We start from the raw sequence: 18034 nt of genomic DNA on the forward strand, positions 1-18034 counted from the left end.
CAGCCGCACGGCTTTTCTCGAGAAAGGTGTGACGCCGATGTTCTTCGGTGACTTCTGGTGGTTCCTGCTGTGGAGCTTCTACTTCATCGCGTACCTGTACGTGGTGATCGTGATCATCACGGACCTGTTCCGCGACGACGCCCTCAACGGCTGGCTCAAGGCGCTGTGGATCATCGCCCTCGTCTTCGTGCCGTTCCTGACCGCGCTGATCTACATCATCGCCCGAGGCAAGGGCATGGCCGCGCGTGCGCAGTCCGCGCGCGGGGGAGTGGTGGCCGAGTCCGACGACTACCGTCCGTCCGCCTCGTCGAGTCCCGCAGAGGACATCGCACAGGCGAAGGCGCTGCTCGACGCCGGCGCGATCTCACAGGGCGAGTTCGATGCCCTGAAGAGCAAGGCGCTCGGCAACCAGTACTTCGGCGCGTAGCCCGCGAAAACAGCGGAAGAGCGGATGCCTCGAGTGCGAGGCATCCGCTCTTCCCGTTGTACGGGCCTGCCGGCGTCAGCTGATCTTCTTGCGGTAGATCGCCATCGACGCGATGTACGCGACGACGAGGATGCCGACGAGCCACGCCATCGCGACCCAGATGTCGGTGCCGACCGGCTCGCCGGCGAACAGCGCGCGCATCGAGTCGACGATCGACGTGACCGGCTGGTTCTCGGCGAACCACTGCACCGGGCCCGGCATGCTCTCGGTCGGGACGAACGCCGAGCTGATGAACGGCAGGAAGATGAGCGGGTACGAGAACGCGCTCGCACCATCCACCGTCTTCGCCGTCAGGCCCGGGATCACCGCGAGCCACGTGAGCGCCAGTGTGAACAGCACCAGCATGCCGATCACGCCCATCCAGGCGCCGAAGCTCGCGCCGGTGCGGAACCCCATCAGCAGCGCCACGCCGATGACGAGGGCGAGCGAGACGAGGATCGAGACCAGTGACGTCAGCACGTGCGCCCACAGGACTCCCGACCGTGCGATCGGCAGCGACTGGAACCGCTCGAAGATGCCGCTCTGCATGTCCAGGAACAGCCGGTACGCCGTGTAGGCGATGCCCGACGCGATCGTGATCAGCAGGATGCCGGGGAGCATGTAGTCGATGTACGACCCCTTCGCCCCGCCGGTGTCGATCGCCCCGCTGAACACGTAGACGAACAGCAGCATCAGAGCGATCGGGGTGACCGCGGTGGTGATGATGGTGTCGGGGCTGCGGAGGATGTGCCGCAGCGACCGGCTCGTGAGAACGGCGGTGTCGCCGATGATGTGCGGGGTCATGACTCCTCCTTCGCGGATACGGTGTCGTCTTCGCCGGTGAGGGCGAAGAAGACGTCTTCCAGGCTCGGCTGCTTCTCGACGTACTCGACCTCGGCGGGCGGCAGGAGCTGCTTGAGCTCGGCCAGCGTGCCGTCGACGATGATGCGGCCCTTGTGGAGGATCGCGATGCGGTCGGCGAGCTGCTCGGCCTCTTCGAGGTACTGCGTGGTCAGCAGCACGGTCGTGCCGCCCCGCGCCAGCTCCCGCACCGCATCCCAGACCTCGAGGCGCGCCGCGGGGTCGAGACCCGTCGTCGGCTCGTCGAGGAAGATCACCGGCGGGTCCCCGATGAGGCTCATCGCGATGTCGAGCCGGCGCCGCATGCCTCCGGAGTACGTCATCACCTTGCGGGGGCCGGCCTCCGTCAGCGAGAAGCGGTCGAGCAGCCCGTCCGCGATCGCACCGGGGTCGGGGAGGTGACGGAGCTGTGCGATGAGCACGAGGTTCTCGCGACCGCTCAGCACCTCGTCGACGGCGGCGAACTGCCCGGTGAGGCTGATCGTCTCGCGCACCTTCTGGGCCTGGGCGGCGACGTCGAACCCGGCGATCGCGGCGGTGCCGGCATCGGCCTTGAGCAGCGTCGACAGGATGCGGACGACCGTGGTCTTGCCCGCGCCGTTCGAGCCGAGCAGCGCGAAGATGCTGCCCCGAGCCACATCGAAGTCGACGCCCTTGAGCACATGCAGGTCCTTGTAGGACTTCTCGAGCCCCTGGACCCGGATGGCGGTGTCGGTGGTCATTTCTGGTCTCCTCGTTCTGCGTCGTCGATCGCCTTGTTGAGGCGTGCGCGCTCCTTGTCGATCCACTGCTTGCCGGAGTAGGCGGCGGTGAACTCCTCGGCGAACGCCGAGGCGTCCTCGCCGACGATGTCGCGGACGGGCGTGCCGTCGGCGGCGGCGCGCTCCCAGAGGTCGGCGGAGTCGCCGAGCATCTGCATCATCGTGACGCCGTCGGTCATGCCGCCGACGGTCATGAAGTACCGGTCCAGCGCCTTGGCGGCGCCGCGGTAGGGCTCGGGCAGCGCCTCGATGCGCGCCTTGTACTGGCGGTACTGCTTCTTCTGCTCGAGCGAGCCGGTGACGACTTCGTACCACTTGGCGGCCATGATCAGTCCTCTTCCTGGGGGTTGGCGTTGCTGTCTGCGTGTTCGCGGTGGAGCTGTTCGATCCGTTCTGCGAGGAAGCTCCAGGTCCTCCAGAACTCCGCGAGCTGCTCGCGGCCCTGCGCGTTGAGGGAGTACACCTTGCGCGGCGGTCCCTTCTCCGACGGGACCTTCTCGACGTCGACGAGGCCGCGCTGCTCGACCCTGACCAGCAGGGCGTAGACCGTGCCCTCGGCGATGTCGGAGAAGCCCTGGTCCCGCAGCCACGAGGTGATCTCGTACCCGTAGGCGGGGCGTCCGGAGAGGATCGCGAGCACGATGCCCTCCAGCGTGCCCTTGAGCATCTCGGTCTCCTGCTTGCCCATCGCGCACCTCCTTCTGACTACTCAGTGTTGTTGACTACTGGTAGACAGTAACACTAGGTACCAGTACTTAGCAACACCGATTAGTAGATGATTCGAACCCGCGGGTGTAATGTCCATCCGTCGCCAACGAAGGCGGCAGTGAGGACCATCGATGACCCAAGCCAGCTCACCGGTCGCACCCGACGACCAGAGCATCCCTGAGCGTCACGATCTGCAGGCGGGCGGCGTCAGCGCTGCCGGCTCGATCGTGATGGCCGTCGCCGGAAGCGCTCCGGCCTACTCGATCGCCGCGACCACGGCGACCCTCGTCGGCGTCGCCGGGCTCGGCGCCCCCGCCGCACTGCTGTGGTGCGGCATCCCGATGCTCGGCATCGCCTGGGCGTTCCTGTACCTCGGCAGGGCCGACGTCAACGCCGGGGCGGCGTACTCGTGGGTGGCGAGAGCGCTCCATCCGGCGCTCGGCTTCCTCTCCGGATGGGCGCTGGTGATCTCGGCGACGATCTTCATGGTCGCCGGCGCGCTTCCCGCCGGCGCGATGACCGTCTCATTGTTCGATCCGTCCCAGGCCGAGAACGTGCCGCTCATCACCGGGGTCGGCGCGATCTGGTTCGTCATCATGGCGGCCTGCGTCTACTTCGGCGTGAACATCACCGCGCGCGCGCAGTGGATCATGTCGACGATCGAGGTCGGCATCCTGGTGGTGTTCGCCGCGCTCGCACTCTTCCGCGCCGCCACGACGAGCCACGACGGCCCGAACTTCTCCTGGGACTGGCTCGGCTTCTCACACCTCACCGGACCCGGCATCTTCGTCGGTGCGGCGCTGATCGCGGCCTTCTACTACTGGGGCTGGGACGTCAGCTCGAACCTCAACGAGGAGACGACCGACGGCCACAAGTCGGCAGGTGCCGCAGGACTCATCGGGGTGGGCATCGTCTTCGTGCTGTTCGAGATCTTCACGATCGCGACGCTCATCATGCTGTCGCAGGAGCAGATCGAGGCGAACAGCGCCAACATCCTGTCGGTGCTCGGCGATGTCATCTGGCCGGGGCTCGGGGGCAAGATCCTGATCATCGCGGTGGCCCTCTCGACGATCGCGACGCTCGAGACCACGCTCATCCAGGTCACCCGCTCGCTGTTCGCGATGGGCCGTGACCACACGATCCCGCGCGCGTTCGGTCGCGTTCACCCTCGGTGGAAGACGCCGACCTTCGCGACCATCGTGATCCTCCTCGTCTCGCTGCTGCTGTTCGTCGGCTCGAACTTCCTCGGCAGCGTGGGCGACATCATGGAGAACGCGATCCTGTCGATCGGCCTCCAGATCGCGTTCTACTACACGCTCGCCGGCGTCGCCGTCGTGGTCGCGTATCGGAGGGTGCTCTTCCACTCCGTGAAGAACTTCCTCCTGATCGGGCTGTGGCCCGCCTCCGGTGCGGTGTTCATGGGCTGGGCGTTCTTCGCGTCGATCCCGAGCAACGACCCGATCGTGAACTGGCTCGGCATCGGGCTCATCGTGCTGGGCATCGTGCCGCTCGCGCTCTTCTATCGCAAGGCGAAGGTGTACTACTCCCGCCGCCCGCTCGAGGTGCCGCCCGAGCTCGACAAGAAGGCTCCTGCCGACATCGACCTGCGCTCGCCCGAGCAGGTCGAGGCGCTGCCCGACCCGAACACGCAAGTCATCAAGACTTTCGAAGAGGAGTGAGATGGAGGAGCGGATGCCTCGGGTACGAGGCATCCGCTCATCCATGCCTGGATGGTGCCGGTGGTGGGAGTCGAACCCACACGCCCTTGCGGGCAACCGAGTTTGAGTCGGTCGCGTCTGCCATTCCGCCACACCGGCCCGCGCGCCATGCCGCGCGTCCGCGATTGACCATACCGTAGGATTCAATGGTGACTGAGCAGGAGCAGACCGCCGCATCGACGGCATCCACCCCCCGCCGCGTCGTGGTCGCCGAAGACGAGTCGCTCATCCGACTCGACATCGTCGAGATCCTCCGCGACAACGGATTCGACGTCGTCGGCGAAGCCGGAGACGGAGAGACCGCGGTGGCCCTCGCCACCGAGCTGCGTCCCGACCTCGTGATCATGGACGTCAAGATGCCGCAGCTCGACGGGATCTCGGCGGCCGAGAAGCTCAGCAAGAACCACATCGCCCCGGTCGTGCTGCTCACCGCCTTCAGCCAGAAGGAGCTCGTCGAGCGCGCGAGCGAGGCAGGCGCCCTCGCCTACGTCGTCAAGCCGTTCACGCCGAACGACCTGCTGCCCGCGATCGAGATCGCGCTGGCCCGCTACGAGCAGATCATCACGCTCGAAGCCGAGGTCGCCGACATGGTCGAGCGCTTCGAGACCCGCAAGCTCGTCGACCGGGCGAAGGGCCTCCTCAACGAGAAGATGGGCCTCTCGGAGCCCGAGGCGTTCCGCTGGATCCAGAAGGCGTCGATGGACCGCCGCCTCACCATGCAGGACGTCGCGAAGGCGATCATCGAGCAGCTGGCGCCCAAGAAGGGCTGACCTTCACCACTTCACAAGAAGCGGATGCCTCGTGACGAGGCATCCGCTTCTTCCATTCCCGTGCGGGTTCAGACGGGCGGGAGTTCCTTGATGTGGTTCGTGATGCGCACGGTCGAGCAGCGGCGGCCGGCCTCGTCGGTGACGACGATCTCATGGACGGCGAGCGTGCGACCGAGATGGACGGGCGTGCAGACGCCGGTGACGGTGCCCGAGGTGGCCGAGCGCGTGTGGGTCGCGTTGATGTCGACGCCGACCGCGAGCCTGCCCGGACCCGCGTACAGGTTCGCCGCCATGGAGCCGAGCGATTCACCCAGCACCACGTAGGCGCCGCCGTGCAGGAGGCCGACCGGCTGGGTGTTCCCCTCCACCGGCATCGTGGCCACCGCACGCTCGACGGTGAACTCGGTGAAGACGATCCCCATCTTCTCGGCCAGCGCGCCCATGCCGCGATTCGCAGCCCACGCGAGGCCGTCGACGGGGGAGGGGGAGTGCTCGGGCATGCGTCGCCTTCGGGGGTGCGGGGCGGGAGATCGGGTGTCGCCGGCCCTGACTAGGCTTGCAGGGTGACGGACTCCGCAAAGCCTACCCTTCTCGTCGTCGACGGCCATTCGCTGGCATATCGGGCGTTCTACGCCCTCCCCGTCGACAACTTCTCGACGAAGGACGGCCAGCACACGAACGGGATCTACGGGTTCCTCGCGATGCTGATCAACCTGATCAAGGCGGAGAAGCCGACCCACCTCGCGGTGGCTTTCGACACCTCGCGGCAGTCCTTCCGCACTCGCGAATACACCGAGTACAAGGCGAACCGCTCCGAGACGCCGTCCGAGTTCAAGGGGCAGATCCCGCTCCTGCAGGACTGCCTCGCGGCGATGAGCATCCGCGTCCTCCAGCAGGAGGACATCGAGGCCGACGACATCCTCGCGACCCTTGCGACGCAGGGCTCGTCGCAGGGGTTCCACGTGCTGGTGTGCTCGGGCGACCGCGACACGATCCAGCTCGTGAACGACGACGTCACACTCCTCTACCCGAACGTGCAGGGCGTCTCGCAGCTCAAGCGCTACGACCGCGACGCCGTCATCGAGCGCTACGGCGTGCCGCCCGAGCAGTACCCCGACATCGCGGCACTCGTCGGCGAGACGAGCGACAACCTGCCGGGTGTGCCGAAGGTCGGCGAGAAGACCGCCGTGAAGTGGCTCACCCAGTTCGGCTCGCTCGATGCGCTGCTCGAGGGCGCCGACTCGATCAAGGGCGTCGTCGGCGGCAACCTGCGCGAGCACATCGAGGACGTCCGTCGCAACCGCCGCCTCAATCGGCTCCTCACCGACGTCGACCTGCCGCTCGGCCCCGACGATCTCGAAGTGCAGCCGATGGACGCGCAGGCGGTGCGCGACATCTTCTCGCGCCTCGAGTTCAAGACCCTCATCCCGCGCGTGGCGGAGCTGGCGGGCATCGAGCAGCAGATGGCCGCGGTCACCTCGGCTGCGGCCGAGCTCGCGCCCGTCGCGAAAGAGCTCGCGCCCGCCGACTTCGCCGCGTGGCTCGAGAGCGCGACCGGCGAGCTGGCGGTGACGGTCGCCGTAGAGGGCGGGCTCCCGGCGCGCATCGGCGTCGCCACGAAGGATGCCGCGGCCGAGGCGTCGTGGACCCCCGAGCTCGCGGCGGCCCTCGCACCGTGGCTCACCTCCGACGCCCCCAAGGTCTTCGCCGATGCGAAGCCGCAGGTGAAGGCGCTGCGGCGTGCGGGCCTGCGCCTCGGCGGGCTCGCGTTCGACGTGATCCTCGCCGGGTGGCTGCTGCGCCCGAGCTTCCCCGACAAGACGCTCGCCGACCTCGTCGACCGCTACCTCGACGAGAAGCTGCCCGAGTCCGACCCGACGCAGCTCGTGCCCGAGACCGAGGGCGCGACGACCGGCCAGCTGTCCTGGTACCTGATGCGCGTCGCGGCCGCGGTGCGCGCAGAGCTCCCCGAGAGCGTGGCCGCCGTCCTGACCGACATCGAGCTGCCGACCCTGCACACCCTCGCCGACATGGAGCTCGCGGGTGTCGCGGTGTCGCACGCGACGCTGTCGCAGTTCTCCGGCGAACTCGGCACCCGTGCCGACGCGCTCGCGCAGGAGGCCTACGCGGCGATCGGCCGCGAGGTGAACCTCGGCTCGCCGAAGCAGCTGCAGGAGGTGCTCTTCGAGGAGCTGCAGCTGCCGAAGACCCGCAAGACCAAGACCGGCTACTCGACGGATGCCGCGGTCCTCGCCGATCTGCAGGAGACCAACCCTCATCCGTTCCTCGACCTGCTGCTCCAGCACCGCGAGGCGACGAAGCTGCGCCAGATCATCGAATCGCTCGACAGCGCGATCGGCGGCGACCGCACGAGCGGAGCCGACGGCCGCATCCACACGACCTACGTGCAGACCGGCAGTCAGACCGGCCGCCTGTCGAGCACCGACCCCAACCTGCAGAACATCCCGATCCGCACGGAGGAGAGCCGCCGCATCCGTTCGGCCTTCACGGTCGGCGACGGGTACGAGACGCTGCTCACGGCCGACTACTCGCAGATCGAGATGCGCATCATGGCGCACCTCTCGGAGGACCCCGGCCTCATCGAAGCCTTCAACTCCGGAGAAGACACGCACCGGTTCGTCGGCTCGCGCGTGTTCGGCGTCGCACCCGAAGACGTCACACCGGCGATGCGCACGAAGGTCAAGGCGATGTCGTATGGCCTCGTGTACGGACTGTCCGCCTTCGGCCTGTCGAAGCAGCTGCGCATCGAGCAGGCCGAGGCGAAGCAGCTCATGATGGAGTACTTCGCCCGGTTCGGCGCGGTGCGCGACTACCTGCGCTCGTCGGTCGAGCAGGCGCGCATCGACGGGTACACCGAGACGATCTTCGGCCGCCGGCGCCCGTTCCCCGACCTCGCGAGCCCCAACCGCGTGCTGCGAGAGAACGCCGAGCGCGCGGCGCTCAACGCGCCGATCCAGGGCAGCGCCGCCGACATCATGAAGATCGCGCTCTTCCACATCCACGACGACTTCGCGACGCAGGAGCTCGGCTCGCGCGTGCTGCTGCAGATCCACGACGAACTCGTGATCGAGGTGGCTCCGGGGGAGTGGGATGCCGCCGAGCAGATCGTGCGCACCCGGATGGGCGACGCCGCGCAGCTGTCGGTGCCGCTCGACGTGCAGATCGGCCGCGGAGACAACTGGGACGTCGCAGGTCACTGATCGGTCGATCCTCGTCGGCGGGCTCACGGCACCGGGATTCTCGTTTGTCGGCACCGCGTCCCATGCCTAGGCTCGGTGCTATGACAGACGAAACCCGCACACCCACGCAGATCGACAAGATCGCTGATGCGTGGGTCGACACACTCGCCGAACTCGAGCCGACGCTCGCGACGTACATCGGTCGTTCCGAGTACAACGACCGGTTCGGCGACTACAGCCCGGCCGGCCAGGAAAGACTCGTCGAGGAGGGCCGCAAGACCCTCGCGGCGCTCGATGCCGCGACCGCCGACGACGACGTCGACGTCGTGACGAAGGAGGACCTCTCCCGCGAGATCCAGCTGGAGCTCGACCTTCACGACGCCAAGTGGCACCTCCGCGACATCAACGTGATCGCCTCGCACGCGCAGAACATCCGCTCCGCGTTCGACCTCATGCCCACCGCGACCGCCGACGACTGGTCCGTGATCGCGAAGCGTCTCGGCGCCGTCTCGGGTGCGGTCGACGGATACATCGAGACGCTCCGCGAGGGCGTCTCGCAGGGCGTGGTGCCCGCGCGCCGGCAGGTCACCGAGGTGGCGACGCAGATCGCCCGCTACACCGCGGAGAACGGCTTCTTCGCGAGCTTCGCCGCCGAAGCCGCTCCCGAGGAGGGGCAGCTGCCCGCCTCGCTCGCGCGCGATCTCGCCGACAACGCCAACGCCGCGCGCGTGGCATACGACGCGCTCGCAGCATTCCTCACGGGCGAGCTCGCCCCGGCGGCATCGGACAAGGACGCCGTCGGCCGCGAGCTGTACGCGCTGCACTCGCGGCGCTTCCTCGGCGCCACGATCGACCTCGACGAGACCTACGAGTGGGGCATCGAGGAGCTCGCGCGCATGGTGGCCGAGCAGGAGTCGATCGCGAACGAGATCAAGGCCGGCGCCTCGGTCGAGGAGGCCGTCGCGTTCCTCGAGCAGGACGCCAGTCGCAAGCTCTACGGCACCGAGGCGCTGCAGAAGTGGATGCAGGAGACCAGCGACCGCGCCGTCGCCGAGCTCGGCAAGACCCACTTCGACATCGCCGAGCCGATCCGCAAGCTCGAGTGCATGATCGCGCCCACCAAGGAAGGCGGGATCTACTACACCGGCCCGACCGACGACTTCTCGCGTCCTGGACGCATGTGGTGGTCGGTTCCCGAGGGCGTCGAGGAGTTCGACACCTGGCGCGAGCTCACGACCGTCTACCACGAGGGCGTTCCCGGGCACCACCTGCAGATCGCGCAGGGCGTCTACAACCGCGCGCAGCTGAACACCTACCGCCGACTGCTCGGCGGCACCTCCGGTCACGCCGAGGGCTGGGCTCTCTACGCCGAGCGCCTGATGGAGCAGCTGGGCTACCTGTCGGACCCCGCCGACCGCCTCGGCATGCTCGACGGCCAGCGCATGCGCGCCGCCCGCGTCGTGCTCGACATCGGCGTGCACCTCGAGAAGCCGCGTCCCGACGGCCAGGGTCCGTGGGACGCCGACTTCGCGCTCGAGTTCATGCTGCGCAACGTCAACATGCCCGACGAGTTCGTCAAGTTCGAGGTCAACCGCTACCTCGGCTGGCCGGGCCAGGCGCCGTCGTACAAGGTCGGCCAGCGCATCTGGGAGCAGCTGCGCGACGAGGTCGCCGAGCGCGAGGGCGACGCCTTCTCGATCAAGCAGTTCCACAAGCGCGCGCTCGACCTCGGCGGTGTCGGACTCGACACCCTGCGGTCCGCGCTCTCGCGCTGACCCTTCGGCAGGCTCAGCGGCCGGCATCCTCGTCAGTCGCTGAGCCTGTCGAGGCGGCACGCAGCAGCGCCACGACCTCGGCGTCCGTCGTCTGGCGGAAGTCGTCGTAGTACTGGCCCACGGCCCAGAAGTCGGCTTCGCGGTACGGGCACACGAACTCGTCCACGGCGTCCGCCGGCGGCTCCCACTGCTCCGGGGCGACGGGGACGGCCAGCACGACCCGCTCCGGGTCGCGGGCGCGCAGCGCGCGGCACGCCGCGATGGCGGTCGCGCCGGTGGCCACGCCGTCGTCGACGACGATCGCGGTCCGCCCCGACACTTCGACGGACGCCGAGCCGAAGGCATCCGTCCGCCGTGCCAGCTCGTCGCGTTCCGCCGCCTCCACGCGCTCGAGATCGCGCGTCGACATCCCCGCCCACCTCATCGCGCCGGGCGTGACGATGCGCACGCCCTCGGCGATCGCGCCCACGGCGTACTCCTCATGCCCCGCGGCGCCGAGCTTGCGCACGACGATCGCGTCGAGGTCGAGTCCGAGCGCATCGGCGACCACTGCGGCGACGACGACGCCGCCCCGCGGGATGCCGAGGACCACGGCATCCGTTCCCCGCCATCGTTCGAGCTCTGCGGCGAGCTCGCGCCCGGCGGACCGGCGATCCGCGAACGGGATCATGCCTCCACGCTACGCTCGCGGGGTCCGGGCGTCTCGGGAATGCCACGGCCGCGCCGCCGGTTCATGCAAGCGCATAGAAGGAGAAGCACACATGACCCCTGTCGATCCCGCCACGATCGAGCTCGGACTCGACACCTTCGGCGACGTGACCCGCGACCCGGCCGGCGAGCTGATCACCGGCGCGCAGACGATCCGCAATGTCGTCGAGCAGGCGGTGCTCGCCGATCGCGTCGGACTGTCGTTCTTCGGCGTGGGGGAGCACCACCGCCGCGAGTTCGCGGTGTCGAGTCCCGAGATCGTGCTCGCCGCCGCCGCGGCGCGCACGGAGCGCATCCACCTCGGAACCGCCGTCACCGTGCTGTCGAGCGATGACCCGGTGCGCGTCTTCGAGCGGTTCGCGACCCTGGACGCGGTCTCGAACGGTCGCGCCGAGGTCATCCTCGGCCGCGGATCGTTCATCGAGTCGTTCCCGCTGTTCGGGTACGACCTCCGCGATTACGAGACGCTGTTCGACGAGAAGCTCGACCTCTTCTCGCACCTCCTGACCGAGAAGCCCGTCACTTGGGACGGGACCCTGCGGGCATCCCTCGATGCCGCAGACGTGTTCCCCAAGACCGAGAACGGCCTTCGCGCGTGGGTCGGTGTGGGCGGCACCCCGGAGTCGGCGGTGCGCGCCGCCCGCTACGGGTACGGCCTCATGCTCGCGATCATCGGCGGGCCCGCCGGGCGCTTCGCGCCCTTCGCCGAGCTGTACCGCCGGTCTCTCGACACCTTCGACCAGCCGCAGCTGCCGGTCGGGGTGCACTCGCCGGGCCACGTCGCCGAGACGGATCAGCAGGCGTGGGACGAGGCGTACGAGGGCTTCGAGGCGATGAACAACTCCATCGGGCGCGAACGGGGCTGGCCGACGTACAACCGTCTCCGCTTCCAGCACGATGTCGGACCCGAGGGCGCGCTCTACGTGGGCTCGCCCGAGACCGTCGCCCGCAAGATCGCCGACACGGTGCAGACGCTCGGCGCGTCCCGCTTCGACATGAAGTTCTCGACGGGCACGCTGTCGCACGAGAAGATGATGCGCTCGATCGAGCTGTTCGGCACCGAGGTCGTGCCTCGCGTGCGCGACATGCTGTCGTGAGCCCCGCCCGGGTTCCGGCATCCGTAGCATGACGCTATGACGGATGCCGCAACCCGCGCGTCGTCGACGCTCTCGGAGCGCCTCGACCGCCTGCCGTTCACCCGCAAGCACCTGCGTGTGCTCACCGGATCGGGGATCGGGTGGGCGCTGGACGCGATGGACGTCGGGCTCATCTCCTTCATCATCGCGGCGCTCGCGGCGCAGTGGAGTCTGACGCCGACCGAGGCGAGCTGGATCGCGTCGGTCGGGTTCGTGGGCATGGCGATCGGCGCGAGCGTCGGCGGACTCCTTGCCGACCGGTTCGGGCGCCGCCAGGTGTTCGCGCTGACCCTTCTCGTCTACGGGGTCGCGACAGGTGCGAGCGCGCTCGTCGGCGGCCTCGCCGCGCTTCTCGCGTTGCGGTTCCTCGTGGGTCTGGGGCTCGGCGCGGAGCTGCCGGTGGCGAGCACGTACGTGAGCGAGTTCGCTCCCGCGCGCATGCGGGGGCGCCTGATCGTGATCCTCGAGGCGTTCTGGGCGGTCGGGTGGACCGTGGCCGCGCTGATCGGCTACTTCGTGATCCCCGCATCGGAGAACGGCTGGCGCTGGGCGTTCGCGCTCGGCGCGATCCCTGCGGCGTACGCGCTCATCGTGCGCTGGGGCCTGCCCGAGTCGGCGCGCTGGCTCGAGCGGCGCGGGCGCTTCAGCCAGGCGGAGTCGGTCGTGCGCTCCTTCGAGGATGCCGCAGGCGCCGCGCCGGCTCCCGCGTCCGGGCGGCCCACGGTTCCGCCTGCCGCAGCGACCTCGCTGCGGCAGCGACTCGGCACGCTGTGGTCGGCCGAGTTCCGCGTCCGCACGGCATGCCTGTGGCTCGTGTGGTTCTGCGTCAACTTCTCGTACTACGGCGCTTTCATCTGGATCCCCTCGATCCTCGTGGCGCAGGGGTACGACCTCGTGCGGTCGTTCGGCTTCACCCTGATCATCACGCTCGCGCAGCTGCCCGGTTACGCGGTGGCCGCATGGCTCATCGAGGTGTGGGGGCGCCGCGCGACGCTGTCGGTCTTCCTCGTGGGTTCCGCGGTCTCGGCGATCTTCTTCGGCACCGCCACCGGAGCGGGCGGGGTCATCGCGGCCGGCATGGCCCTGTCGTTCTTCAACCTCGGCGCATGGGGTGCGCTCTACGCGGTGACCCCCGAGATGTACCCGACGTCGCTGCGCGCCACCGGCTCGGGGTGGGCCGCCGGCGTCGGCCGCATCGCGTCGATCGTGGCGCCGCTGGTCGTGCCCCCGCTGCTGGTCGCCGGCGGCGCGCCCGTGCTGTTCGTCGTGTTCGCGGTCTTCTTCGCGGTGGCCGCCGCGGCGGCGTGGGGGCTCGTCGACCGGCGCGGCGTCGCGCTCGACGACCGCTGACGATGACCGGGCGTGCGCTGAGCCGGACGTAGGCTTGAGCCCGTGGCATCCGTTCGATACGTCGCGATCGGCGACTCCTTCACCGAGGGCGTGGGCGACGAGCTCCCCGACGGCCATGTGCGCGGCTGGGCCGACCTCGTGGCAGAGGGGTGGGCGAACACCACCGGCGAGAACGTCGAGTACGCCAACCTCGCGATCCGCGGCAAGCTCGTGTGGCCCATCGTCGAGCAGCAGCTCGAGCCGGCGCTCGCAATGAAGCCGACGCACCTGTCGTTCAACGGCGGCGGCAACGACATGCTGCGCCCCCGCACCAGCGTCGCCCACGTGCTCGCCGCCTTCGAGACGGTGCTGCGCCGCTGCGATGAGGAGGGCGTCCAGCTCATCGTGCTCTCGGGGGCGAATCCGACAGCCCAGCTGCCGCTGAAGCGAGTGATCCAGCGGCGCGGTGACCTCCTGTCGTACGCCGTCGAGGCACGCCTCGCCGCTCGCACCGACGTCGTGCAGGCGTACAATTGGTTCGACGAGGAGCTGGCGACGCCGCCGTACTGGTCCGAGGACCGCCTGCACATGAACGCACGCGGACACCACCGCGTCGCCGCGCGTGTGCTGAGCTCACTCGGTGTCGAGCCGGTGCCGGAGTGGTGGTCGCAGCCGCCCCTGCCCCCGATGGGACCCCGTGGCGCCGCCTACTACCGCGAGCACGTCGGCCCGTGGGTACGGCGGCGTCTGGCGGGCACGTCATCCGGCGACGGCCGCGAACCGAAGTTCGGTCAGTGGACCGAGATCGCCCCGACCGCCCGCTGAGCGGCGATCACGGCGCGGCCGCGTCGACCCTCGCGTACTCCGACCCCGAGCGCGTGCGCTCGAGCAGCGCCGCGTCGACCAGGTAGCGGCGAAGCACCGCGACGTCGCCGGTGAACGGCGCGAGCCGCTCGTTCGTCTGCTTCTCGGTGAGCACCTCGCCCGCGCGGAACGCCCGATCGGCGATCCATCGCAGCAGCTCGTCACGATCGCCTTGCTGGGCGGGGTAGCGGTCGATGCGTCCGTCGGCCGTGAGGAAGCGCTGCGGCCCCGAGGGTTTCGCGGGCGGACTCTCGGCCAGGATGCGGCGCACCGCTGTCTCGTCGAACTCCACCACACCCGAAGCGCTCTCGTGCACGAGTCCGAGCTCGACCAGCCGGGCGATCGCCCGGCCACGGCGGGCATCCGTGAGGGGCGCGGCGGTCATGCTCTCAGTGAGCACCGCGCGCAGATCGGGGTTCGTGAGCGCGGCCAGGACCCCTCGCCAGCGCTCGCTCACGCGGCGCCGCCGGTCACCGCGTAGGTCAGTTCGGCGAAGGCACCTGCCTGTCGCACGGCGGTGAGTTCCAGTCGATCGGGGCCGAGGCTGCGGGGGAGGAGCGGCTTGCCCGACGGCAGCGTCGCGGGCGCGATCGAGACGCGGATCTCGTCGAGCAGGCCCGCATCGGCGAACTGGCCCGCGAGGTCGCCGCCGCCGACGATCCACACGTCGCGGTCGCCTGCCGAATCGCGGATCTGCGGCCACACCTCGCGCACGTCGCCCGAGGCGAACCGGATGTCGACGCCCGGAACCACGGGCTGCTCCCTGCTCGTGAACACCCAGGTGGGGCGGTCGCCGTAGTACGACGGCCATTTCTCGGGGTGCGCGACCAGGTCCTCGTGCTCGAGCACCCACCGGTACGTCGACGAACCCTGCACGAGCACGCCGATGTCCGCCAGGAACCTCTGGAAGTCCTCGTCGCCGCCTTCGCCACCCGGCGCGGCGAAGAGCCACTCCAACGAGTCATGGTCGTCGGCGAGGAAGCCGTTGAGCGTGGTGGCGGTGTAGAAGACGACGCGAGGCATGCGGTCACCGTAGCGCGCAACGCCGACAAGGGGTTGACCTGGTATTCAACCAAGTAGTACTGTACGTATCAGTTGAATAAGGAGGCGAGATGACCGATGCACTGAGCCGCACGTTCGCGGCCCTCGCCGATCCGACTCGTCGCGCGATGCTCGCGCGCCTGAGCCAGGGCGAGGCGACGGTGGGGGAGCTCGCCGAGCCGTTCGACATGACGTTCGCCGCCGTGTCGAAGCACCTCCGCGTCCTCGAGGGAGCGGGTCTCGTCACGCGGGGCCGCAACGCCCAGTACCGGCCGGCCCGGCTCGACGCGCGACCCTTGGCGGCAGCATCCGTCTGGATCGGCGGATATGCGCAGTTCTGGGAAGACAGTCTCGGCGCCCTCGATCAGTACCTCAACGCCCTGCAGCAGCTCGGGACTCCCCGCACGACACCGACCGGCGGCCCCGCCGCACCCACCGAGAAGGAGAACGACAATGACTGAGTACTTCACCGTCACCCGCACCCTGCAGGCTCCCCGGGAGCTGGTGTTCGAGACGTTGACCAAGCCCGAGCACTTCGCCGTGTGGTTCGGCACCGCAGCCGTAGAGGTGCCGCAGGACAGCCTCACGATGGACGTGCGTCCTGGCGGCGCCTTCCGCGCCGTGATGCTGCTGCCCGACGGCAACCGCATCGACTGGGCAGGGGAGTACAAGGTGGTCGAGCCCCCGTCGCACCTCGCGATGACACTGACCGACCAGCCCGGCGACGACGCGGGGCTGCCCGTGCTCTTCGACCTCGAGGAGGCCGGCGACGGCACCGTCCTCACGATCCGCCAGGACCGGAGCGACTTCTCCGACGAGCAGGTCGCCGCGACGATCGCCGGCTACAACTCGTTCATCGACGACATCGAGCGCGTGCTGGAACGCCTCCAGCGCGCCTGAACGTCGTCACAGCGCACCCGGGCGGCGCAGCGCGCTCATCGCGAGCACGCTGCCCGCCCGGGCGCTCTCGCGTGGGCCGGCGCCGGCCAGCGCCGCCACGATGTATCCCGCGGCGAAGGCGTCGCCCGCGCCCGTCGAGTCGAGCACGCCGTCGACCCGGTCGACGGGCACCGCGGTCGTCTCGCCGTCCGCGGAGACGAGCACGGGTTCCGCGCCGCGCTTGACCACATACACGCCCGCCGGCGCGACCCCGAGCTCCACCGCGGTGGCCGCTTCGTCCGCATTCGCGAAGACCACGTCGGGCTCGAGCTCCTCCTGCAGGCGACGCAGCCGTTCGCCGCCCAGCGCGCGCATCGTCGCGACACTCGACAGGTCGAGACTCACGCGGGCGCCCCGCGCAGCCGCGTGGGTCGCGGCATCCGTCACCGCCCGCGCGGATAGGGGCGACGCGAAGCCGTACAGCGGCAGATGCACCCAGTCGGCGTCGGCGGTCCACGCCGGATCGATGCGGTCGAGCTCGGCTGCCGCGCCCCGGTCGGTGATCATGGTGCGCTCGCCCACGGCGTCGACGAGCACCACGATCGAGCCCGTGCGGCCGTGCCGCTGCACCCGGGCGTCGACGCCGGCAGCCTCGAGCTCGCCGACGAGCGCGACGGCCAGCGCGTCGTCGCCGACACGGCCGATGAAGCGGGACGGATGCTGCGCCGCAGCGGCCACCGCGACGTTCGCGGCGCTTCCGCCCCGCGTGAGACGCACGTCGGCAGGGTTGTCGGTGCCGCGCTCGAGCGTCGCGCCGCCGAGGACGATGAGGTCGGCGACGAGGTCGCCGATGACGACGAGCATCAGTCGTCGCCGGCGAGCGCCCGCGCGATGCGGGCGCCGAGGTCGACGTTGCCGCGGTACACCGCGACGTTCACCTCCAGGCTGCGTCCCGCCGTCTCACGCTGGAAGAAGTCGAGCAGGAACGGAGTCGTGTCGTGTCCCGTCACACCCTGCGCGTCGGCCGCGGCGAGCGCCCGCGTGAGCACGTCGTCGTGCAGCGCCGGGTCGAGCTGGCGGTCGGCGCCGACGGGGTTCGCGACCAGCAGTGTCGACGAGATGCCCAGCGCGTCGCGGATGCGCGCGATCGCGGCGATCTCGGCGGGGGAGTCCACCGAGTATTCGACGTCGTAGCCCGAGTCGCCGACGTAGAACCCGGGGTAATCGGTGGTGCGGTAGCCGACCACGGCGAGGTTCAGCGTCTCGAGCCGTTCGAGGGTGAGCGCGATGTCGAGTATCGACTTGACGCCGGCACTCACCGCCACGAGCGGAAGTCCTGCCAGGGTCGGCAGGTCCGCGGACTCGTCGAAGGTCTGCGCGGCGCCCCGGTGCACACCGCCGAGCCCGCCGGTGGAGAACACCCGCACGCCAGCCCGCGCCGCGAGGTGCGCCGTCGCGGCGACGGTCGTCCCCGCGCTGAGCCCCTTGACCACGGCGACGGGCACGTCGCGCACGCTCGCCTTCACGACGCCGTCGGCGGTCGAGAGGCGCTCGATCTCGTCGGGCGACAGTCCGACGGTGGGGCGTCCGTCGACGAGGCCGATCGTCGCCGGCACGACACCGAGAGCCCGGACGCGGGCCTCGGCTTCCAGGGCGACCGTGAGATTGCGCGGGCGTGGCAGGCCGTGCGTGAAGATCGTGGACTCGAGTGCGAGCACGGGATCGCCCGAGGCGACGGCGTCCCGCACCTCCGGCGCGATGACGAGGGGATCGGACACGGGCATCCTTTCGATCCGGGCAGTTCATCCGACCCGGACA

At 69.5% G+C, this 18034-nt stretch carries 20 protein-coding genes and 1 tRNA gene; 10 read left to right on the forward strand and 11 right to left on the reverse strand.

Annotation, left to right across the window (positions count from 1 at the left end; all coding sequences use genetic code 11):
* The first annotated feature begins 37 nt into the window (after nucleotides 1-37).
* Nucleotides 38-427: an SHOCT domain-containing protein gene (locus tag ACFC1K_RS14790; RefSeq protein WP_375872181.1), complete on the forward strand. Its 390-nt coding sequence runs from the start codon at nucleotides 38-40 to the stop codon at nucleotides 425-427.
* 75 nt (nucleotides 428-502) lie between these two features.
* Here ACFC1K_RS14790 and ACFC1K_RS14795 read toward each other — a convergent pair whose 3' ends face one another.
* From ACFC1K_RS14795 to ACFC1K_RS14810, 4 genes are read right to left on the reverse strand one after another with little or no spacing between them, the layout of a single operon-like run.
* Entirely contained in the window at nucleotides 503-1270 is a 768-nt protein-coding gene (locus ACFC1K_RS14795; RefSeq protein ID WP_375872182.1) for an ABC transporter permease, read from the reverse strand.
* The gene (locus ACFC1K_RS14800) at nucleotides 1267-2049 is read right to left on the reverse strand and encodes an ABC transporter ATP-binding protein (protein ID WP_375872183.1); all 783 of its coding nucleotides are present in this window, start codon (nucleotides 2047-2049) and stop codon (nucleotides 1267-1269) included. Before ACFC1K_RS14800 ends, ACFC1K_RS14795 begins: the two co-directional genes overlap by 4 nt.
* On the reverse strand, nucleotides 2046-2414 hold the full coding sequence (locus ACFC1K_RS14805) for a DUF1048 domain-containing protein (protein ID WP_159844286.1): 369 nt from the start codon (nucleotides 2412-2414) through the stop codon (nucleotides 2046-2048). Before ACFC1K_RS14805 ends, ACFC1K_RS14800 begins: the two co-directional genes overlap by 4 nt.
* A gap of 2 nt (nucleotides 2415-2416) precedes the next feature.
* Complete coding sequence (locus ACFC1K_RS14810) at nucleotides 2417-2776, reverse strand: PadR family transcriptional regulator (protein ID WP_056367246.1); 360 nt, start codon at nucleotides 2774-2776, stop codon at nucleotides 2417-2419.
* 151 nt (nucleotides 2777-2927) lie between these two features.
* On the opposite strand from ACFC1K_RS14810, the gene ACFC1K_RS14815 reads away from it, so the two are divergent.
* The gene (locus ACFC1K_RS14815; RefSeq protein WP_375872184.1) at nucleotides 2928-4475 is read left to right on the forward strand and encodes an APC family permease; all 1548 of its coding nucleotides are present in this window, start codon (nucleotides 2928-2930) and stop codon (nucleotides 4473-4475) included.
* 52 nt (nucleotides 4476-4527) lie between these two features.
* On the opposite strand, the gene ACFC1K_RS14820 is transcribed toward ACFC1K_RS14815, so the two are convergent.
* Nucleotides 4528-4613: transfer RNA gene (locus ACFC1K_RS14820), tRNA-Leu, on the reverse strand.
* A 47-nt stretch (nucleotides 4614-4660) separates the two neighbouring features.
* On the opposite strand from ACFC1K_RS14820, the gene ACFC1K_RS14825 reads away from it, so the two are divergent.
* Nucleotides 4661-5284, forward strand: coding sequence for an ANTAR domain-containing response regulator (locus ACFC1K_RS14825; protein ID WP_109209425.1), 624 nt, complete (start codon nucleotides 4661-4663; stop codon nucleotides 5282-5284).
* A gap of 68 nt (nucleotides 5285-5352) precedes the next feature.
* Here the strand turns inward: ACFC1K_RS14825 and ACFC1K_RS14830 are convergent, their stop codons facing one another.
* Nucleotides 5353-5784 (reverse strand): hotdog fold thioesterase, encoded by a 432-nt coding sequence (locus tag ACFC1K_RS14830; protein ID WP_310290710.1) that lies wholly within the window; start codon nucleotides 5782-5784, stop codon nucleotides 5353-5355.
* A gap of 63 nt (nucleotides 5785-5847) precedes the next feature.
* On the opposite strand from ACFC1K_RS14830, the gene polA reads away from it, so the two are divergent.
* A complete protein-coding gene (gene polA / locus ACFC1K_RS14835) occupies nucleotides 5848-8505 on the forward strand; it encodes a DNA polymerase I (RefSeq protein WP_375872185.1) in 2658 nt (885 codons plus the stop codon).
* An 80-nt stretch (nucleotides 8506-8585) separates the two neighbouring features.
* Nucleotides 8586-10259 carry a DUF885 domain-containing protein gene (locus ACFC1K_RS14840; RefSeq protein ID WP_375872186.1) on the forward strand — a complete coding sequence of 558 codons (1674 nt, stop codon included), beginning with the start codon at nucleotides 8586-8588 and terminating at the stop codon, nucleotides 10257-10259.
* A 13-nt stretch (nucleotides 10260-10272) separates the two neighbouring features.
* On the opposite strand, the gene ACFC1K_RS14845 is transcribed toward ACFC1K_RS14840, so the two are convergent.
* Complete coding sequence (locus tag ACFC1K_RS14845) at nucleotides 10273-10929, reverse strand: phosphoribosyltransferase (RefSeq protein ID WP_375872187.1); 657 nt, start codon at nucleotides 10927-10929, stop codon at nucleotides 10273-10275.
* A gap of 91 nt (nucleotides 10930-11020) precedes the next feature.
* Here ACFC1K_RS14845 and ACFC1K_RS14850 point away from each other — a divergent pair, with 91 nt between their 5' ends.
* From ACFC1K_RS14850 to ACFC1K_RS14860, 3 genes are read left to right on the forward strand one after another with little or no spacing between them, the layout of a single operon-like run.
* Entirely contained in the window at nucleotides 11021-12064 is a 1044-nt protein-coding gene (locus ACFC1K_RS14850; protein ID WP_310290701.1) for an LLM class flavin-dependent oxidoreductase, read from the forward strand.
* A 36-nt stretch (nucleotides 12065-12100) separates the two neighbouring features.
* The gene (locus tag ACFC1K_RS14855; RefSeq protein ID WP_375872188.1) at nucleotides 12101-13453 is read left to right on the forward strand and encodes an MFS transporter; all 1353 of its coding nucleotides are present in this window, start codon (nucleotides 12101-12103) and stop codon (nucleotides 13451-13453) included.
* 42 nt (nucleotides 13454-13495) lie between these two features.
* The gene (locus tag ACFC1K_RS14860; protein WP_375872189.1) at nucleotides 13496-14257 is read left to right on the forward strand and encodes an SGNH/GDSL hydrolase family protein; all 762 of its coding nucleotides are present in this window, start codon (nucleotides 13496-13498) and stop codon (nucleotides 14255-14257) included.
* 7 nt (nucleotides 14258-14264) lie between these two features.
* Here the strand turns inward: ACFC1K_RS14860 and ACFC1K_RS14865 are convergent, their stop codons facing one another.
* Nucleotides 14265-14753: a DUF2087 domain-containing protein gene (locus tag ACFC1K_RS14865; RefSeq protein ID WP_375872190.1), complete on the reverse strand. Its 489-nt coding sequence runs from the start codon at nucleotides 14751-14753 to the stop codon at nucleotides 14265-14267.
* A complete protein-coding gene (locus tag ACFC1K_RS14870) occupies nucleotides 14750-15319 on the reverse strand; it encodes a dihydrofolate reductase family protein (RefSeq protein ID WP_375872191.1) in 570 nt (189 codons plus the stop codon). The genes ACFC1K_RS14865 and ACFC1K_RS14870 overlap by 4 nt, the downstream gene beginning before the upstream one ends.
* Before the next feature lie 89 nt (nucleotides 15320-15408).
* Here ACFC1K_RS14870 and ACFC1K_RS14875 point away from each other — a divergent pair, with 89 nt between their 5' ends.
* The gene (locus ACFC1K_RS14875; protein ID WP_375872192.1) at nucleotides 15409-15798 is read left to right on the forward strand and encodes an ArsR/SmtB family transcription factor; all 390 of its coding nucleotides are present in this window, start codon (nucleotides 15409-15411) and stop codon (nucleotides 15796-15798) included.
* Nucleotides 15791-16237: an SRPBCC domain-containing protein gene (locus ACFC1K_RS14880; RefSeq protein WP_375872193.1), complete on the forward strand. Its 447-nt coding sequence runs from the start codon at nucleotides 15791-15793 to the stop codon at nucleotides 16235-16237. Before ACFC1K_RS14875 ends, ACFC1K_RS14880 begins: the two co-directional genes overlap by 8 nt.
* Before the next feature lie 6 nt (nucleotides 16238-16243).
* Here ACFC1K_RS14880 and ACFC1K_RS14885 read toward each other — a convergent pair whose 3' ends face one another.
* Nucleotides 16244-17080: a carbohydrate kinase family protein gene (locus tag ACFC1K_RS14885; protein ID WP_375872194.1), complete on the reverse strand. Its 837-nt coding sequence runs from the start codon at nucleotides 17078-17080 to the stop codon at nucleotides 16244-16246.
* Nucleotides 17080-18000 (reverse strand): pseudouridine-5'-phosphate glycosidase, encoded by a 921-nt coding sequence (locus tag ACFC1K_RS14890; RefSeq protein WP_375872195.1) that lies wholly within the window; start codon nucleotides 17998-18000, stop codon nucleotides 17080-17082. The genes ACFC1K_RS14885 and ACFC1K_RS14890 overlap by 1 nt, the downstream gene beginning before the upstream one ends.
* Between the last annotated feature and the right edge of the window lie 34 nt (nucleotides 18001-18034).

Source organism: Microbacterium sp. NPDC056057 (assembly GCF_042266945.1).
In the GTDB taxonomy this organism is placed as follows: Bacteria; Actinomycetota; Actinomycetes; order Actinomycetales; family Microbacteriaceae; genus Microbacterium; species Microbacterium trichothecenolyticum_C.

Bases quoted from the DNA above. Each gene is read 5' to 3' on its own strand.
- ACFC1K_RS14870 (WP_375872191.1), bottom strand. From the start codon at position 15,319: ATGCCTCGCGTCGTCTTCTACACCGCCACCACGCTCAACGGCTTCCTC.
- ACFC1K_RS14815 (WP_375872184.1), top strand. From the start codon at position 2,928: ATGACCCAAGCCAGCTCACCGGTCGCACCCGACGACCAGAGCATCCCT.
- ACFC1K_RS14875 (WP_375872192.1), top strand. From the start codon at position 15,409: ATGACCGATGCACTGAGCCGCACGTTCGCGGCCCTCGCCGATCCGACT.
- ACFC1K_RS14810 (WP_056367246.1), bottom strand. From the start codon at position 2,776: ATGGGCAAGCAGGAGACCGAGATGCTCAAGGGCACGCTGGAGGGCATC.
- ACFC1K_RS14800 (WP_375872183.1), bottom strand. From the start codon at position 2,049: ATGACCACCGACACCGCCATCCGGGTCCAGGGGCTCGAGAAGTCCTAC.
- ACFC1K_RS14805 (WP_159844286.1), bottom strand. From the start codon at position 2,414: ATGGCCGCCAAGTGGTACGAAGTCGTCACCGGCTCGCTCGAGCAGAAG.
- ACFC1K_RS14825 (WP_109209425.1), top strand. From the start codon at position 4,661: ATGGTGACTGAGCAGGAGCAGACCGCCGCATCGACGGCATCCACCCCC.
- ACFC1K_RS14790 (WP_375872181.1), top strand. From the start codon at position 38: ATGTTCTTCGGTGACTTCTGGTGGTTCCTGCTGTGGAGCTTCTACTTC.
- ACFC1K_RS14880 (WP_375872193.1), top strand. From the start codon at position 15,791: ATGACTGAGTACTTCACCGTCACCCGCACCCTGCAGGCTCCCCGGGAG.
- ACFC1K_RS14830 (WP_310290710.1), bottom strand. From the start codon at position 5,784: ATGCCCGAGCACTCCCCCTCCCCCGTCGACGGCCTCGCGTGGGCTGCG.
- ACFC1K_RS14795 (WP_375872182.1), bottom strand. From the start codon at position 1,270: ATGACCCCGCACATCATCGGCGACACCGCCGTTCTCACGAGCCGGTCG.
- ACFC1K_RS14850 (WP_310290701.1), top strand. From the start codon at position 11,021: ATGACCCCTGTCGATCCCGCCACGATCGAGCTCGGACTCGACACCTTC.
- ACFC1K_RS14855 (WP_375872188.1), top strand. From the start codon at position 12,101: ATGACGGATGCCGCAACCCGCGCGTCGTCGACGCTCTCGGAGCGCCTC.
- ACFC1K_RS14840 (WP_375872186.1), top strand. From the start codon at position 8,586: ATGACAGACGAAACCCGCACACCCACGCAGATCGACAAGATCGCTGAT.
- ACFC1K_RS14845 (WP_375872187.1), bottom strand. From the start codon at position 10,929: ATGATCCCGTTCGCGGATCGCCGGTCCGCCGGGCGCGAGCTCGCCGCA.
- ACFC1K_RS14890 (WP_375872195.1), bottom strand. From the start codon at position 18,000: ATGCCCGTGTCCGATCCCCTCGTCATCGCGCCGGAGGTGCGGGACGCC.
- ACFC1K_RS14885 (WP_375872194.1), bottom strand. From the start codon at position 17,080: ATGCTCGTCGTCATCGGCGACCTCGTCGCCGACCTCATCGTCCTCGGC.